Annotated in this window: 14 protein-coding genes; 9 read left to right on the forward strand and 5 right to left on the reverse strand. The window is 51.0% G+C overall.

The annotated features are described in order from the left end of the window. Positions 1 to 90: 90 nt before the first annotated feature. The 7 genes from ACTHSN_RS05750 (at position 91) to ACTHSN_RS05780 (ending at position 10,028) form a co-directional block, all read left to right on the forward strand. A complete protein-coding gene (locus ACTHSN_RS05750; protein WP_070765649.1) occupies positions 91 to 1,134 on the forward strand; it encodes a LacI family DNA-binding transcriptional regulator in 1,044 nt (347 codons plus the stop codon). Positions 1,135 to 1,329: 195 nt separating this feature from the next. Next, positions 1,330 to 2,652, forward strand: a complete 1,323-nt coding sequence (locus tag ACTHSN_RS05755; protein WP_070765650.1) for an MFS transporter — start codon at positions 1,330 to 1,332, stop codon at positions 2,650 to 2,652. Positions 2,653 to 2,860: 208 nt separating this feature from the next. Then, complete coding sequence (gene parC, locus ACTHSN_RS05760; protein ID WP_107768731.1) at positions 2,861 to 5,164, forward strand: DNA topoisomerase IV subunit A; 2,304 nt, start codon at positions 2,861 to 2,863, stop codon at positions 5,162 to 5,164. Positions 5,165 to 5,233: 69 nt separating this feature from the next. Further along, a complete protein-coding gene (locus tag ACTHSN_RS05765) occupies positions 5,234 to 6,820 on the forward strand; it encodes a two-component system sensor histidine kinase NtrB (RefSeq protein ID WP_070459470.1) in 1,587 nt (528 codons plus the stop codon). Further along, positions 6,813 to 8,441, forward strand: coding sequence for a sigma-54-dependent transcriptional regulator (locus ACTHSN_RS05770; RefSeq protein ID WP_107810960.1), 1,629 nt, complete (start codon positions 6,813 to 6,815; stop codon positions 8,439 to 8,441). Before ACTHSN_RS05765 ends, ACTHSN_RS05770 begins: the two co-directional genes overlap by 8 nt. A gap of 48 nt (positions 8,442 to 8,489) precedes the next feature. Then, the gene (locus ACTHSN_RS05775) at positions 8,490 to 9,242 is read left to right on the forward strand and encodes a class I SAM-dependent methyltransferase (protein ID WP_440365165.1); all 753 of its coding nucleotides are present in this window, start codon (positions 8,490 to 8,492) and stop codon (positions 9,240 to 9,242) included. A gap of 102 nt (positions 9,243 to 9,344) precedes the next feature. After that, positions 9,345 to 10,028, forward strand: a complete 684-nt coding sequence (locus ACTHSN_RS05780) for a 2,3-diphosphoglycerate-dependent phosphoglycerate mutase (protein ID WP_003679823.1) — start codon at positions 9,345 to 9,347, stop codon at positions 10,026 to 10,028. Between the two features lie 137 nt (positions 10,029 to 10,165). On the opposite strand, the gene ACTHSN_RS05785 is transcribed toward ACTHSN_RS05780, so the two are convergent. Further along, entirely contained in the window at positions 10,166 to 10,957 is a 792-nt protein-coding gene (locus tag ACTHSN_RS05785; RefSeq protein ID WP_440365166.1) for a DsbC family protein, read from the reverse strand. Between the two features lie 135 nt (positions 10,958 to 11,092). Between ACTHSN_RS05785 and ACTHSN_RS05790 the strand changes: the two genes are divergently transcribed. After that, on the forward strand, positions 11,093 to 13,282 hold the full coding sequence (locus tag ACTHSN_RS05790) for a primosomal protein N' (RefSeq protein ID WP_070459456.1): 2,190 nt from the start codon (positions 11,093 to 11,095) through the stop codon (positions 13,280 to 13,282). A 79-nt stretch (positions 13,283 to 13,361) separates the two neighbouring features. On the opposite strand, the gene ACTHSN_RS05795 is transcribed toward ACTHSN_RS05790, so the two are convergent. From ACTHSN_RS05795 to ACTHSN_RS05805, 3 genes are all read right to left on the reverse strand, one after another. Next, on the reverse strand, positions 13,362 to 14,036 hold the full coding sequence (locus tag ACTHSN_RS05795) for a hypothetical protein (protein WP_070459453.1): 675 nt from the start codon (positions 14,034 to 14,036) through the stop codon (positions 13,362 to 13,364). Positions 14,037 to 14,372: 336 nt separating this feature from the next. Next, a complete protein-coding gene (gene erpA / locus ACTHSN_RS05800) occupies positions 14,373 to 14,711 on the reverse strand; it encodes an iron-sulfur cluster insertion protein ErpA (RefSeq protein ID WP_003680162.1) in 339 nt (112 codons plus the stop codon). Positions 14,712 to 14,843: 132 nt separating this feature from the next. Then, complete coding sequence (locus tag ACTHSN_RS05805; RefSeq protein ID WP_003680158.1) at positions 14,844 to 15,530, reverse strand: S24 family peptidase; 687 nt, start codon at positions 15,528 to 15,530, stop codon at positions 14,844 to 14,846. A gap of 261 nt (positions 15,531 to 15,791) precedes the next feature. Between ACTHSN_RS05805 and ACTHSN_RS05810 the strand changes: the two genes are divergently transcribed. Further along, complete coding sequence (locus tag ACTHSN_RS05810) at positions 15,792 to 16,067, forward strand: hypothetical protein (RefSeq protein ID WP_003680156.1); 276 nt, start codon at positions 15,792 to 15,794, stop codon at positions 16,065 to 16,067. Positions 16,068 to 16,143: 76 nt separating this feature from the next. Here the strand turns inward: ACTHSN_RS05810 and argC are convergent, their stop codons facing one another. Then, complete coding sequence (gene argC / locus ACTHSN_RS05815; RefSeq protein ID WP_070459450.1) at positions 16,144 to 17,190, reverse strand: N-acetyl-gamma-glutamyl-phosphate reductase; 1,047 nt, start codon at positions 17,188 to 17,190, stop codon at positions 16,144 to 16,146. Between the last annotated feature and the right edge of the window lie 323 nt (positions 17,191 to 17,513).

Here is a 17,513-nt window from a genome sequence, read left to right on the forward strand (position 1 = left end):
AAGTTTCTGTAAAAAAGGGGGTATGACACCGATGTCTGCTGTGTTATCCTATGTAACATTATTGAAATCTTGTCGGGGCGGGTCCGTAAGATGGCTACAATTTATGATGTCGCTGCTTATGCCGGGGTATCTCCCAAGACGGTCAGCCGGGTGATTAACGGCGATGCGTCGGTCAGTGATAAAACCCGTTCTAAAGTAGAAACAGCGATTGCTGCTTTGGGCTATATTCCGTCTTCTGCGGCGAGGATTATGCGGTCACACCGTTCTGGCTTGATCGGTCTGATTACCGGCGCCATTTCGCGGACAGGCGAGAATACGGGCGGACACGGCATACCGGATATGTTCTTGATTAAGGGCATTCAGCAGCGGATTCGCGCACAAGGCAAGATTTTGATGATTGCCGACATCGACAACAAGCCGGGTCAGCCCGGTCAGATGGAGCCACTGATCCGTACCTTTATGGAGCATCGTGCCGAGGGGATTTTATATGTGGCAGGTTTCCATCAGGAAGTATTGCTGCCGGAAGTGCTCAACCGTTGCCCGATGGTGTTGGTCAACTGTTTTGATTTGGCAGGTACGCCGTCGGTTTTGCCGGACGACGAAGCAGGGCAGTATGGCTTGGTGCGCCGGATTATCCAAAGCGGACACAAACGGATTGCTTATGTGACTTTGCAGCCGGGCGTGGAAGCGACAAGATTGAGATTGGCCGGATACCGCCGTGCTTTGGCTGATGCGGATATTGTCTTCGATCCTGATTTGGTGCAAACTGGTTATCCTGACTTCAGCAATGACAGCGGATCTTTGATTTCGGCTATTTTGAAACTGTTGTCTTTGCCGCTTCCGCCGACGGTAATTTGCTGCGGTAACGATGAAATGGCAGTACGCGTGTACGGGATTTTGAGGACGCGCGGCATGCGGGTTCCCGAGCAAGTCTCTGTTGCTGGATATGATAACCACAGCGCGATTGCGGAAACGCTGTTTCCGCCGTTGACCAGTACTGAGTTGCCCTATTTGCGCATGGGTGCGATGGCGGCGGATTTGCTGTTCCAATACATCGAACATCCGGCCGGTACGGTTCGGCCCGTCAAGGTCGTTGGGGAAACCATCTGGCGTCAGTCTGTGATGAATAAATAGTTTCAGACGGCCTAAAAATAAGCTTCAAACAACACAAACACACATCAAAACAAGATTATATAAACGGTCAAAATGAAGGCCGTCTGAAAACAGGGTTGCCTCATTGAAAAAGGCGGCCCAATACAATAAGAGCGTCATACTGCTGAAATTGGAGTTTGTTGTTTCCATAGTTTATTATCCAGGAGTAGCCTTCCTATGAAAATCTCCCCACAAGTGGCGATGACACTTCGCCAGATTATGCTGATGAACTTCGGTTTCTTCGGCATTCAATACAGCTTCGGGTTGCAGCAAACTGCGATTAACCCGATTTTCAGCTTTCTTCATGCCGATCCGAGCCAGTTGCCGATTTTGAATATGGCAGGCCCGATTACCGGTTTGCTGGTGCAGCCGATGATTGGTGCGATGAGTGACCGCACTTGGGTGCCTGGATTGGGTCGCCGCCGCCCGTATTTCTTGATTGGCGCCATCGGTTGCAGCCTCTGTCTCTTTATCTATCCGCACGTTACCGCATTGTGGGTAGCTGTATTGTTGCTGTGGCTCTTGGACATCAGTAACAATACTGCAATGGAACCTTTCCGTGCCTTTATTGCCGATACGGTTCCTGAACATCAGCAATCTACCGGTTTCTTGATGCAGTCTGTGTTTACCGGTTTGGGTATTACACTGGCCAACGTTTCCCTCTATATCTTCCAGCAAATCGGTTGGTTGAAACAAACTTCCGAAGCGGGTATCCCGTATTGGGTATTCGGTTCGTTCTATATTGGTGCGGTTTGCTCTATCGGTTCGGTTTTGGTTACCGTTTTATCGACATCCGAACGCGAGCCTAGTCCTGCAGAAATGGCAGCCATTAAAGCGCAACCAAGTGGTCCGGCTCATGCTGTTAAAGATATTATCGTTGCTGTACGCGAAATGCCGACTGCCCTGAGGCAACTGGCTTTGGTGTATCTCTTCCAATGGTACGCACTCTTTATCTACTGGCAATATATTTCTCACAGTATCGTCCAATCCGTTTGGGATTCGACTGTTGAAAATACCGAAGCGTATAGTCAAGCGGTTGCATGGACCGGTTTGGTAAACGCTTCCTACAACGTTGTAACCTTTATCTCTGCTTTTGGCTTGATGTGGATGGCACGCAAATATGCCGCCAAATATGTTCATGCCTTTGCCGTAACCCTTGCCGCACTGGCCTTGCTTAGCATTCCGCACATCGGTAATAAATACTTAATGTTTGTCCCAATGATTGGTTTCGGTGTCGGTTGGGCAAGTATGATGGGCGTGCCGTTTATGATTGTGGTCGGTTCTATTCCGAAAGAACGTTATGGCGTGTACATGGGTATTGTGAACATGATGATTGTGATTCCAATGCTGATTGAAACCGTATCTTTCGGCTGGGTGTACAAAACCTTCTTGGGTTCAAATCCTGCCAACGCGATGACGTTTGCCGGTGTTTTCCTCGCTATTGCCGCCGCGTTGACCTTAACCATTAAAACTGCGGCCAAACCGGCTACTGCAGAATAACGAAGTTTTGATTTAAAACCAAAATGAAAAGGCCGTCTGAAACATGAAATGGTTTCAGACGGCCTTTTTTGTCGAAACGGATTCCATTTGCTGACCTGATTCGGTAAGCCTTATTGTCGCTGCACTACCGTTCATCACTCAAATTGGCTATGACTACCGATTTTGCTTTACAATATCCTTCTTTAATTTATTTCGTTTTACCATCCTGATGACAGAACACATTTCCGCTCCAAGCCCATCTCCTATCGGCGAAGACTACCTGCTGTTAGGTCAATACGCCGAACGCGCCTATCTCGAATACGCCATGAGCGTGGTTAAAGGTCGCGCGCTGCCTGAAGTTTCAGACGGCCAAAAGCCTGTACAACGACGTATTTTGTTTGCCATGCGCGATATGGGTTTGACGGCGGGGGCGAAGCCGGTGAAATCCGCGCGCGTGGTCGGCGAGATTTTGGGTAAATATCACCCGCACGGCGACAGTTCTGCCTATGAAGCGATGGTTCGCATGGCGCAGGATTTTACCTTGCGCTATCCCTTAATCGACGGCATCGGCAACTTCGGCTCACGCGACGGCGACGGAGCGGCGGCGATGCGTTATACCGAAGCACGGCTGACGCCGATTGCGGAATTGCTGTTGTCCGAAATCAATCAGGGTACGGTGGATTTTGTACCGAACTACGACGGCGCGTTTGACGAACCTGTACATCTGCCAGCCCGTCTGCCTATGGTCTTGCTCAACGGCGCATCGGGCATCGCGGTGGGCATGGCGACCGAAATCCCATCACACAATTTGAACGAAGTCACGCAGGCGGCGATTGCGCTGTTGAAGAAACCGACGCTGGAAACCGCCGACCTGATGCAGTACATCCCAGCGCCCGACTTTGCCGGCGGCGGTCAAATCATCACGCCGGCGGACGAATTGCGCCGGATTTACGAAACCGGTAAGGGCAGCGTGCGCGTGCGTGCGCGTTACGAAATCGAGAAGCTGGCGCGCGGACAATGGCGCGTGATTGTGACCGAGCTGCCGCCGAACGCCAATTCCGCCAAAATCCTTGCCGAAATCGAAGAACAAACCAACCCGAAACCGAAAGCAGGCAAAAAGCAGCTGAACCAAGACCAGCTTAATACCAAAAAGCTGATGCTGGATTTAATCGACCGCGTGCGCGACGAGTCCGACGGCGAACATCCCGTGCGACTGGTGTTCGAGCCGAAATCCAGCCGCATTGATACGGATACCTTCATCAACACGCTGATGGCGCAAACTTCGCTGGAAGGCAATGTGTCCATGAACTTGGTGATGATGGGTTTGGACAACCGCCCCGCGCAGAAAAACCTGAAAACGATTTTGCAGGAATGGCTGGATTTCCGCGTTGTTACCGTAACACGTCGTCTGAAATTCCGCTTGAACCAAGTGGAAAAACGGCTGCACATCCTTGAAGGCCGTCTGAAAGTCTTTCTGCACATCGACGAAGTGATTAAAGTCATCCGCGAATCAGACGACCCGAAAGCCGATTTGATGGCGGTGTTCGGGCTGACCGAAATCCAAGCCGAAGACATTTTGGAAATCCGCCTGCGCCAGTTGGCACGTTTGGAAGGTTTCAAACTCGAAAAAGAATTGAACGAGTTGCGCGAAGAACAAGGCCGTCTGAATATCCTTTTGGGCGACGAAAACGAAAAGCGCAAGCTGATTATCAAAGAGATGCAGGCGGACATGAAGCAGTTCGGCGACGCGCGCCGCACGCTGGTGGAGGAGGCCGGACGCGCCGTGTTGACGCAGACTACCGCCGACGAACCCATCACGCTGATTTTGTCGGAAAAAGGCTGGATACGCAGCCGATCCGGACACAACCTTGATTTGAGCCAGACCGCGTTCAAAGAAGGCGACCGCCTCAAACAAACCCTCGAAGGCCGCACCGTTTTGCCTGTCATCATCTTGGATTCATTGGGCAGAACCTACACGCTCGATGCCGCCGAAATCCCCGGCGGACGCGGTGACGGCGTGCCGGTTTCATCGTTAGTCGAGCTGCAAAACGGTGCGAAACCCGTTGCCATGCTTACCGGTCAGCCCGAACAGCACTACCTGCTCTCAGGCAGTGGCGGCTACGGCTTCATCGCCAAACTGGGCGATATGGTCGGACGCGTGAAAGCAGGCAAAGTGGTAATGACCGTGGACAGCGGCGAAACCGTCCTGCTGCCCGTTGCCGTCTATGCATCTTCGCTCATCAATCCCGACTGCAAAATCGTACTGGCCAGCAGCGACCACCGCCTCTTGGCGTTTTCCATCGGCGAGCTTAAAGTCATGCCTAAAGGCCGCGGTTTGCAGCTGATGTCGTTGGCCGATGGTGCATCTTTGGAACACATTATGGTGACGACCTCTCCTGAGTTTACCGTTGTATCGGTCGGCCGCCGCAGCGCCGAGCATCAGGAAAAACTGCGGATTGCCGATATTGACGGCAAGCGCGGTAAAAAAGGCAAGGTATTGGAAATATCAGGCCATCTGAAAAGTTTGTCCTGAAACAAGAACAAATATATCTAAATAAATTAAATTTATACGACATTGCATGATAATAAAAAAGGTTCACTTATGAACAGAGCCAATCTTCAAGAACTGGGTAATCTGAGGGAGCGGATTCCCGGTGTAATCAACATTGCCCGAATAGCCATCGTCTTACCGCTTTTAGTTTTGCACGCTTTCGGCAGCTACACAGGCGGCAACCTGATTGGCATTTCGTTGCCGGACGTTGAGTTTTATATCTGGGTAACGCTGTATTTCCTCCTGATTATGCTCTCCGTGTTCCGCCCGGGCTGGCAGTGGCAGTCTTTGGATTTGCCCAATGCCAGTGCCGTGGTCGACATCACCATGATGATGGTTTTGGTGTATATCTCCGGCGGTACGGCTTCTGGTTTCGGGATTTTGGTTTTGCCGTTTGTCGCCACGTCGTGTCTGCTCAGTTATGGCCACTATCCTATGCTGTATGCAGGCTATACGGCAATGTTGTTTATTTTGAACCTGTTTTTAGATGGCAGTATGCGTTTCGATTCATTTAATTGGGACGCAAAATCAATGGTGAATTCTTCGATGCTGATCGGCGCAGGCTATCTGGTGGCGATGCTGACATCGTTTGCCGCCCGTTATTTGGAGCAGGCCACAGAGTCCGCCAGCCGCCATCAACTGGCCTACCGCCGTATCAGCGGCTTGAACCATTTGGTTTTGAACCGCGTACAGGAAGCGGTTGTGGTGATTGATGCGACCCAACGCGTGTGGCTGTTTAACAAACAGGCAAAAATCTATTTCCCCAGCCTGATTATCGATCAGCAGGAAATCGTGTTTGGCGAGCTAGTCGCACGCTGGCAACGTCAACCCGACAAACCTTTTGAAACCGATATCCATATTTTCCAACACGCCATGCACGTCCGTGCCGTTCCGCTGATTCAGGAGCAGACCGAGCTGCTGATGTTGTACGTCCGTTCATTGCGTGAAGTGGCTGCGGAGGCCATGTCCACCAAGCTGACTTCGCTTGGACAGTTGACTGCCAACCTTGCCCACGAAATCCGCAACCCGATGTCCGCCATCCGTCATGCCAGCGATTTGTTGCAAGAGGGTGATGAGGCAGATCCGCTCAAGGCCAAGCTCTACAACATCATCGACAGCAATATCCAACGCATCGACAAGATGTTGGAAGATGTATCCCTGCTTAACAAACGAGACAACATCAGCCGCCAGCCGATTAATCTGATGAAATTTTGGTTGGAATTCAAGCAGGAATTTACCTTGAATAATCCCGATGCCATCGGCTGTTTGCGCATGAATATGGACGGCAACAACCTGACCGTATTGGTTGACTCCATGCATTTGCAGCAAGTGATGTGGAACTTGTGCAACAATGCGTGGCGACACAGCCGTCAGGACGAAAACGCCATTACCGTCCTGATCCGTTCAAGCGGCAGGATGCATATTTCCATCGTAGTAGCGGACAACGGCAAAGGCGTTCCGCCCGATGTACGAAATCATTTGTTTGAGCCGTTTTACACCACCGAAAAACAAGGCACCGGCTTAGGGCTTTATGTCGCACGCGAGTTGGCACACGCCAATATGGGGCAGCTGCATTATCACCCTGAAATGAACGGGTTTGAATTGATTTTACCGAAGGAGCAAGTGCAGGATGAATAAATTGCAAGAGCCGGTTTTGGTTGTCGATGACGAGGCAGACATCCGCGACCTGATGGAAATGACCCTGATGAAAATGGGTCTGCGCGTCGATACTGCGGCTGGTGTTGAAGAAGCCAAAGACAAGCTGGACAACAACGATTATTCACTGGTGTTGACTGATATGCGTATGCCTGACGGCTCCGGCCTCGAGGTTGTCCAATACATCGATGAATTGATGCTCGACACACCCGTCGCCGTGATTACGGCTTTCGGCAATGCCGACCAAGCCGTTGAAGCCTTGAAAGCAGGGGCGTTTGATTATCTGCAAAAACCGATTACGCTGTCGCAGTTGCGTTCATTGGTTAAATCGGCAGTATCGGTTTCAGACAATACTGCCGAACCCACGCCGTCTGAAAAAGTCAAATCGCAGCCTGCGCCTGTTTCTGCCGCCCTGTATAAACCCGAACCTCAGCCGGCCAAGCCTGTCGTGACGCCTCCTAAGAGCGTACAGAGCGAATTTAACCGGCCTTTGACTGTTCCGGAAGGGCTCAATTCCTTAAAAGAGCGTTTTTCGGCCGGCAGCATTAATCCTGCTCTGCAACAAGACGCACCCATATTGGAAGGCGAGGACGATATGCCGCGCCTGTTGGGCACCTCGCCGCAAATGGTCGAAGTACGCCACCTGATTCGCAGATTGGCCCACAGCCTTGTTCCCGTTTATATCTCCGGAGAGTCCGGTACGGGTAAAGAGCAGGCAGCGCGCACGATTCACGAGCTGTCCGACCGTGCCGACAAACCGTTTATTGCCGTCAACTGCGGTGCCATTCCTGAAAACCTGATGGAAAGCGAATTTTTCGGTTACAAAAAAGGTAGTTTTACCGGCGCGGATCAAGACCGTTTAGGTTTTTTCCAACATGCTGACGGCGGCACTTTGTTCCTTGACGAAGTTGCCGATTTGCCGCTTGCCATGCAGGTCAAACTCCTGCGTGCCATTCAAGAAAAAGCCGTGCGCCGTATCGGCGATGCGCGGGAAACCTCTGTGGATGTGCGCATTATTTGTGCGACCCACAAAAACCTCGAAGCTTTGGTTGAAAGCGGCGCGTTCCGTCAGGACTTGTATTACCGCCTCAACGTTGTCACTCTACACATGCCGCCTTTGCGCGAAATGCGCGAAGACTTGGGCGCGCTGATTCTGTATCTGCTGTATAAACACCGTCACGGCAATCAAACCTACAAACTCAGCCCGAAAGCCCAAGAAGCCCTGTTGCATTACAGCTATCCCGGCAACTTCCGCGAGTTGGAGAATATCCTCGAACGCGCCGTTGCGCTGACGGTCGGCCAAGTGATACAAGTGGACGACTTGCAGATTCAAAACGCCCCTCAGGTTAAGGCAGAACGCAGCGGCTTCTCCTTTGACGATATTGCCGAACCTGATGCGCGCGAAACTATGCTCAATCACAGCCCCATTCCGCCGTTTGATCCGCGTACCATGCAGATACAGGATTACCTTGACCAAGTGGAACGCAGCATCATCGAGCAGGCTTTGCAGCAAACCCGTTACAACCGTACCCAAGCCGCCAAACTTTTGGGCATCAGCTTCCGCTCTATGCGCTACCGCATGGAACGCCTAGACATCAATTAAAACGTTCAGACGGCCTGAGTTTTCAAGGCCGTCTGAAACATAAGCCTTATGTACAAGATTTATTTTGACGAAACCACATCTGCCGAACTTCGCAGCCTTGCTGCGCCTTTCGGGCTGACCGTTATCGACCGGCAGCCTGAAGAAGGCAGTTTCCTTATCGCTGACGAAAGCGGCATCAGCTTGTGCCGCGCCGGTGAAAAAGGCCGTGTCCGCGTTGATTTTGATGGCGGTGCCGCCCATTATCGGCGTACTAAAGGCGGAGGCGAATTGATTGCCAAAGCCATCAACCACACTGCGCAACCGACTGTCTGGGACGCTACCGGCGGACTGGGGCGCGACAGTTTTGTGCTTGCCTCGTTGGGTTTGAAGGTGCAAACTTTTGAACAAAATCCTGCCGTTGCCTATCTACTTTCAGACGGCCTCAACAGGGCAGGGCAAAGTGAAGAGACACGGGAGATTGCCCAACGCATTACTTTACATTTCGGTAATTCCGTTGATTTGATGCAGAAATTGGCTACTCAAAACGGCAGGCCCGATGTAGTGTACCTTGACCCGATGTATCCGGATCGCCGCAAAACCGCCGCCGTGAAAAAAGAAATGGCTTATTTTCACGACTTGGTCGGCGCGGCACAAGACGAAGCAGAGCTTCTGGACGCAGCGTTGAATACTGCCAAAAAGCGCATTGTCGTCAAACGCCCACGCTTGGGTGAATTTCTCGACGGGCGCAAACCTGCTTATCAATACACAGGCAAAAGCACGCGTTTTGACGTTTACCTTCCGACAAGGCCGTCTGAAGATTAGAAGCAAACTTGCAACATATCAAAAGAAACCGCCGGCGTTATCAGCGCGGCGGCAAAGTGTGCTATAAATACCCTTTCCCAAACTTCATTGGAGCAAACAATCATGGAATTAGTATTCATCCGTCACGGACAAAGCGAATGGAACGCGAAAAACCTTTTCACTGGCTGGCGCGACGTCAAGCTGAGCGAGCAAGGTTTGGCAGAAGCCGCAGCAGCAGGTAAAAAGCTAAAAGAGAAGGGCTACGAGTTCGACATCGCCTTTACCTCCGTTCTGACCCGTGCCATCAAAACCTGTAACATCGTTTTGGAAGAATCCGACCAACTGTTTGTTCCACAAATCAAATCATGGCGTTTGAACGAGCGCCACTACGGCCAGCTGCAAGGTATGGATAAAAAACAAACCGCAGAAAAGTACGGCGACGAGCAAGTCCACATCTGGCGCCGCAGCTACGACACCCTGCCTCCGCTGCTCGATCCTAAAGACCCGCATTCCGCCCACAACGACCGCCGCTATGCCAACCTGCCTAGCGATGTCGTACCTGATGGCGAAAACCTCAAAGTTACTCTCGAGCGCGTCTTGCCTTTCTGGGAAGACCAAATCGCTCCGGCCATCTTGAGCGGCAAACGTGTATTGGTTGCGGCACACGGCAACTCCCTGCGTGCGTTGGCAAAACACATCGAAGGCATTTCCGACGAAGACATCATGGGCTTGGAAATCCCAACCGGTCAGCCGCTGGTGTACAAATTGGATGAAAACCTGAAAGTGATTGAAAAATTCTACCTGTAAGGTAAAAGGGAAAAAAGGACGTGTTGGACACGTCCTTTTTTGTATTTGTCTGTATCGAGGCCGTCTGAAGGCAGTTGATGGCGGGCGATATGAAAAAAGGACGCGTAAAGCGTCCTGTATGGAGATTAAATCCTGTATTACTGGTTTTTCTCGATGATTTCTTTGAGGTGGGGCATAGGGCTGTAACCACTTTGGCTGCGGCCGTTAGGGAAGACCACGGTCGGCGTGCCGTTGAAGCCGAATTGTTCGCCCAATGAAGTGGTTTCCGCAACAGGATTTTCGCAGTTTGCTTTTCCGCTTGGGAGTTTGCCTTTGCGCATCCAGTCGATCCATGCCTGGGTCGGATTAGGTTGACACCACAACAGCTCGGCTTTGCGCGCGGCATCAGGGTGCAGGCTTGGAATCGGCATCATGAAGGTATAAATCGTGATGTCGGTCATTTTTTCAAACTCATGCTCCAAGCGTTTGCAGTACGGGCAGTCCGGATCGGAGAAAACAGCGACTTTCAATTTGCCGTTGCCACGAACTTCTTTGATGGCTTTGTCCAAAGGCAGGGAAGCGAAGTCGATTTTGTTCAAATCGACAGCGCGTTCTTCAGTCATGCTTTGGCGCGTGTTGACGTTGATGAGGTCGCCAACAAGCATATAGTCGCCTTTGGCATCGGTATAGATGATTTGTTTGCCGCTGACGACAACTTCATAAATGCCTTTAATCGGTGTTTCACTGACGCTCAAAACTTTCAAATCTTGGGCAACATAGACTTTTTCCAGGCGCGCTTTCAAAGAAGCGGCAACGGATTTGTCGGCGGGCGCTTCCGCTTTGGCAGCAGGTGCAGGCGCTGCGTTGGCGTTGGATACGGCAGGTTGACCGCATGCCAACAAAGGAAGGACGGCAAACGGCGTTAAGATTTTGATTAACTTGGTTTTCATGCGAGAGACTTGCGTGTGTTGAAATAAGGCATTGTATCAAACCTCCGTCATGTCTGCATTGTACTAAGGCTCAAATTATCGTCTGAAAATAGCTTTCGGCTGTTAAAATACGAAAAAATAATTTGATTTGTTTGTATGTTCTACCACCGTATTGCCGTAAACGTGCCGCTTTCAGACGGCCTTTTGACTTATTCGCATTCCGAGCCGCTTCCTCCGGGAACGCGGGTGCTTGTGCCTTTTCGCAATAAAACCGTTGTCGGGATTGTGTGGGAAACGGATATCGCGCCTAATATGGATACGGCGCGGATTTTGAGCGTTCAGACGGCCTTTGTAGAAGAAAAGCCGTTGCCTCAAAGCTGGCGTGATTTGTTGGCATTTACGTCGCGTTATTACCACTATCCGATGGGGCAGGCGGTGTTTGCCGCACTGCCGCAGGGTTTGAAGGAAACGCGCGCGGTGGAAATGCCGCAGCCGCCGTTGTTTTATGCTTTGAACGAAGCGGGCAGGGCGCAAACGCCGCCGCCGGCTCGGTTCAACAAAAAAGCGGCTTTGTGGGACGCGTTGCTGTCGGGCGAAATGACGATGGCGGCGTTGAAGCAGGTGAACGCGCAGGCGGCGAAATTAATCGAAGATTGGGCGGAACAGGGTTGGATTAAAACGACGGAAGCGGCGAAGCCCGTTTTAAGGTCGTGTAATGGCCAGGCTTCGCACTCTGAATTTGTATTAAATGCCGACCAGCAGAAGGCTTCCGATGAAATTCAGACGGCCTTTGGTAAATTTCAACCGTTTTTGCTGTACGGCATCACCGGCAGCGGCAAGACCGAAGTGTATTTCGATGCGATGGCGAAAGTGTTGGCGCAGGGGCGGCAAGTGTTGTTTTTGTTGCCGGAAATCAACCTCACGCCGCAGCTTTTGAAGCGGGTGGAAAACCGTTTTGCCGATGTGCCGACCGCCGTGTTGCACAGCCAGATGGCTGCGGGCAAGCGCACGCAGGATTATTTGCGCGCTATGTTGGGGCAGGCGAAGCTGGTGATTGGCACACGGTTGGCGGTGTTCACACCTTTGCCTGATGTCGGGCTGATTGTGGTCGATGAGGAACACGACGGCTCGTTCAAACAAGACAACGAATTGCGCTACCACGCCCGCGATTTGGCGGTGTGGCGGGCGAAGCAGAGCGGCTGTCCCGTCGTGTTGGGTAGCGCCACGCCCAGCTTGGAGAGCTGGCACAAAGCACAAAGCGGCGCCTACCGCCTGTTGCAACTGACCGAGCGCGCCCATGCTTCAGCGCAACTGCCGCAAGTGGAAATACTTAATGTAGGCCGTCTGAAACTCGACAACGGCTTCTCTCAGCAAGCCTTGCAGCTTTTGAAACAGAACTTTGAAGCAGGCGGCATGTCGCTGGTGTACCTCAACCGGCGCGGCTTTGCACCCGCGCTGTTTTGCGGCGACTGCGGCCATACCTTCGGCTGCCCGAACTGCTCCGCCAAAATGGTGCTGCACCAACGCGCCCGTCAACTACGCTGCCACCACTGCGACCACCGCGAACCCATCCCGTTTAAATGCCCCGACTGCGGCAACCAAGACTTGACCGCCGTCGGCCACGGCACGCAGCGCGTCGAAGAAACCCTGCGCGCCTTTCTCCCTAAAGCAACCGTCGTCCGCGTCGACAGGGACAGCACGGCGCACAAAAACGACTGGGCGGATTTGTACCGCCGTATCGCCGACAACGAAATCGACATTCTGGTCGGCACGCAGATGCTCGCCAAAGGCCATGATTTCGCGCGACTCAACCTCGTTATCGTGTTGAACGCCGACGGCAGCCTGTACAGCGTGGACTTTCGCGCGCCGGAAAGGCTGTTTGCCGAGCTGATGCAAGTGTCCGGCAGGGCGGGGCGCGCTGACAAACCTGGCAAGGTGTTGATACAGACCCAACTGCCCGAACATCCCGTCTTCGCCGCCGTCAAAGCGCAGGACTACGCCGTGTTTGCCGAAAACGAATTGAACGAGCGAAAAATGTTCGCCATGCCGCCTTTCGGTTTTCAGACGGCCGTCCGTGCCGATGCGCCGCGCGTTGCCGATGCGATGGAATTTCTCAACGCCGCTAAAGAAACCCTCGCTCCGCTTTTGCCCGAAAGCGTCTCCCAGTTTGGTGCCGCTCCGATGCTGATGGTGCGCCTCGCTGAACGCGAACGCGCGCAAATCTTCCTTGAATCAACATCCCGACAGGATTTGCACCGCGCCGTAAGTTTGTGGGTGCAGGTGTTGCAGCAAAACCGCGACGGCAAAATCAGATGGTCGGTGGATGTGGATGTGCAAGAGGCTTGATTGAAATGATTCAATCCATAAGGAAATAAAAGGCCGTCTGAAAATCTGTTTTCAGACGGCCTTAAGTTTTGAAATCAGTTTAGAAGAATTTTGCAGCGATATAGCCGAGTGCAAGCAGGCTCAAAACGGCGAATACGATAGCCATTGTAAGCAGAAACTGTGTTTTCTTCCTCGCTGCAAGTGCGGCCAGCTCAGGATTTTGGCCTAACTCTTCGCGTAATTGGGATTCCAACTCGGCACGGATTTTCTTGCGCAGCTTTTTCTCTTCCTGCTCGCGTTCGTATTTGAGCTTGTGGGCAATTTCGGTTTGTTTTTTATGCTCGAAAGAGATTTTTTCCTGCCATTCAATGCGTTTGCGCTGGATGGCCAGCTCATTTTTTTCTGTCAAATCAAAGTGGCAGGTTTTACATTCCTGTGCATCTAGTTCGTCAATAATCGTCATGCAGACGGGGCATTGGATAGGGTCGGGAGTATTGGCTGCCGATACAGTTTCTTCTTCAACTGCTTCCAATTCCATAGACTGACGGACGATCACGTCCAAACCCAAATAGCTGAAGTAATGCTGCGCATTTTCGCGCTCATCTTGGGTACATTTTTCGGCCACAATCGCTTGCGGACGCTCAGCCAAGGCTTGAATCAGGCTCTCGACTTCGTTTTCGGGCAGGTTCTCATACAGGCAGGCGTGGATGAGCTCCCTATCCGTGTTCGGAGGATAGGAAACGTATACGTCGAAAAATTTTTCTTGTTTGTTCATTAATATCCCATGAGTATTTCGACTGCGTCAACCAAATGGGTTTAGCCTAAGGTTTTGTTATTGTGTTTGAGCTGTTTTGGCTTATGATACGAGCCAAAACAGAGGCTGCAGTCTCAGGCAGACCAGGTACGGTTTGCCTTTGTGTCGTTAATCGGCTGGACAATAATTTTTTATTTATATGGAAACATACATGTCCAATGTTATGTCTATTGTAGAGTAAATATTCACGCCCGATATTATTATTATAAAGTAAATCTAAAATTGTTTAAAATAAATTCACAAAAACAGGCCGTCTGAAGATGCAGACGGCCTGTTTTTGTGGCAAAAACGGATTGTTTATACGGAGAAGGACGAACCGCAACCGCAAGTTGTCTCTGCATTCGGATTGCGGATGACGAATTGAGAACCTTGCAGGCTTTCGGTGTAGTCGATTTCCGCACCAACCAAATATTGGTAGCTCATCGGGTCAACCAAGAACGTCAGGCCGTTTTTCTGGATTTCAAAATCGTCGTCGTTTTTGATTTCATCAAAGGTAAAACCATATTGGAAGCCGGAGCAACCGCCGCCGTTGACGAATACGCGCAATTTCAAATCGGGATTGTTCTCTTCGGCGATCAGGTCGGCAACTTTGGTGCAGCAGCTGTCAGTAAAGATAATAGGGCTTTCGTCTGACATGATGTGATTCCTTTTATATGAATATTTTTACTATTGTCGCGCAAACCGTTAGTCAAGGCAAGCTTGTGCAGACAGGGTCTGCCAGCTTACATGGAGGGCATGGCAGAAATTTCAAGCACCAGTATGTCAGATTTAGATGCTTCTGCCAAACCATTCGACACGGCCGATGATGGCAACGTCGTCGGTCGGGTTTTTCAAGTCGATTTCAAAAGTAGGGTAGGCTTCGTTGGCGGAAATGACGTTGACGATGCCACCGGGTATCAGTTGCAGGCGTTTGACCAAAAGGTTTTCGTTGAGGCGCAAAACATAGAGGCCGTCGCGCGGTGTGGTTTGGCCGTGATTGATGAGGATGGTGTCGCCATCATTCAGCACGCCTTCCATCGAGTCGCCTTTGACTGAGATAACGGAAAGGTTTTTGATGTCGCGCGTCACATAATTTTCAATCCAATAACGTCGGAACGCCATGGCGAACATGGGCTGTTCGTCGCCGACGAGCTGACCGTGTCCGGCTGCGGCCTGGATGTCGTAACGCGGTACGAAGACAAATTCGTCTATATCGACAGGATTGCCCAGTGTGTCGGTTGCCGTGGCTTTTGGGGCTTCGGAATCGGGGAAGGGAGAACCTTCGCCTGTCAACAGCCAGTCTATGCTGCAGCCTTTAAGTTGTTTGATTTTTTTTAGTGTTTCTGATTTCGGCAGGCCGCCTTCGTTCCAGATACGGCTGAATCCGGCGATGGTCATATCGATGTCGGCGGCGATTTTGGCTTGGCGGGCTTCATCTTTCCATAAGAAAGCCAGGCGGTCTTTAAAGGTATCCATGTTTATGCCTTTATGGAGGTATGTTTTTTATATGGTTTGGACGATTTGAGTGTATTTTACCTTAGTTTTTATAAAATTGTAAGAAAAAAATTACTTCATCTAAGAAAAAGTATTGCATATTCTATTTTTTCTTAGTATTATTCGATTTGTCTTAGATAAATCGATATTTCTAATTTTCTGTTCGATTTTTCTTAGTTTAATTTTATTTGGTTTAGTTTTTCTGATTTAAACCTGCTATATGATTATGATGAGAGGTGTGAAATGACTCGTTCGCGTAAAAATACTTTTTGGGTGCTGCTGGCGTTGGTACTGGGTTTTTTTGCTCTGCCTTTCGGATCTTCGGAGGCGCATGAGGCGGACGGTAATCTGACGGCTTCGGAATGCGAACGCTTGGGCAGCTTGAGTCTGGATCAGATGGATGGCAGGCTGCTGGCTTTTGCTAAAGAATGTGATATGGTGGAGGCTACCCACGATTGGGAGCAACAGTACGGCAACTTGAATGAAGAAGAAATGCTTGCCGGCGTGGTGTATGAGTGATGTTTGTGAATGAATTGATAAAGGCCGTCTGAACAATCAAAGTTTCAGACGGCCTTGTGTTTTCAATAAGATGATATTAAGGCATCAATGGTGCATTAGTCAGGCCGGTGGTTTCGGGCAGACCGAACATAATGTTCATATTCTGCATGGCTTGACCGGCTGCGCCTTTAACCAAGTTGTCGATGACGGAAAGAACAATCCACACATCGTCTTGATCGGGCGCTCTTTGAACGCTGATACGGCAAAGGTTGGCGCCGCGCACGCTGCGGGTTTCAGGTGTCGAACCTGAAGGCAGGATATCGACAAAAGGACTGTCGCGGTAGTATTCGCGCAGTAAGGCTTCAGGATCGGTATGTTCTTGCAGGTGCAGATACAGGGTGGCATGCATGCCTCGTATCATCGGAACAAGGTGTGGCACGAAAATCAGGCCGTCTGAAACATGATCTTGAAGTCCGGACAGGGTTTGTCGGATCTCAGGCAAATGGCGGTGGCCACTGACGCCGTAGGCTTTGAAGTTATCGCCTGCTTCGCACAACAGGGCATGGGTGCTGGCTTTGCGGCCTGCACCGGAAACACCGGATTTACAGTCGGCAATCAGAGGCGCGTTGGTTTTCAGACGGCCAGCCTGAAGCAGTGGCAATAAGGGCAGGGAAACGCAGGTAGGGTAGCAGCCCGGATTGGCCACCAACATGGCTTTGGAGATGTCGTCTTTGTAAAGTTCGCACAAGCCGTACACTGCTTGGGAAACAAGTTGCGGCGCGGCATGGGTCATTTTGTACCATTTTTCCCATGTTAGGATGTCGCGGATGCGGAAGTCGGCAGACAGGTCAATCACGCGTACGCCTTTTTCGACAAGGGCCGGTGCTTCTTTCATGGCCACGCCGTTGGGCGTGGCGAAGAACACGAGGTTGCAACGGTCAAGCCCTGCATCTTCGGGCGTTTGGAATGCAAGGTCGTAAATGCTGCGCAGGCTGGGAAAGTAGTCGGCAACCGCAATACCGGCTTCGCTTCGGCTGGTGACGGCAGTGACTTCTGCGTTGGGGTGGCTGCTGAGCAGGCGCAACAATTCAACGCCTGTATAACCGGTTGCACCGACGATACCAATTTTAATTTTTGTGGTCATGGTGTGGCTCCTTTGTAGGGTAACAATGCATTTGATTATATAGTAATTAATTGCCGTCGGTCAGCGGTGCTTGTGCCAAGCTTTGCAAGGGACGGTTAAACAGGCCGTCTGAAATATGGGATTAACGATATTGGAGAGAGGATTTCAGACGGCCTGAGCGTTTGGAAAACGCAGTTTGCGGTTCGATTTGTCTGTTGATTTGTGGTGGGTGTTTCGTCTTTATCCTATTCATACAGACACAAAATAAAAACGCAAAAAAATGCCCCCGGGTTGGAGAACCGGAGGCAAGTATCCAAGGAGTAGCTCTCATCAATAAGAACTAG

Origin of the sequence: Neisseria sp. P0009.S010 (assembly GCF_051958545.1) — a bacterium.
In the GTDB taxonomy this organism is placed as follows: Bacteria; Pseudomonadota; Gammaproteobacteria; order Burkholderiales; family Neisseriaceae; genus Neisseria; species Neisseria subflava_A.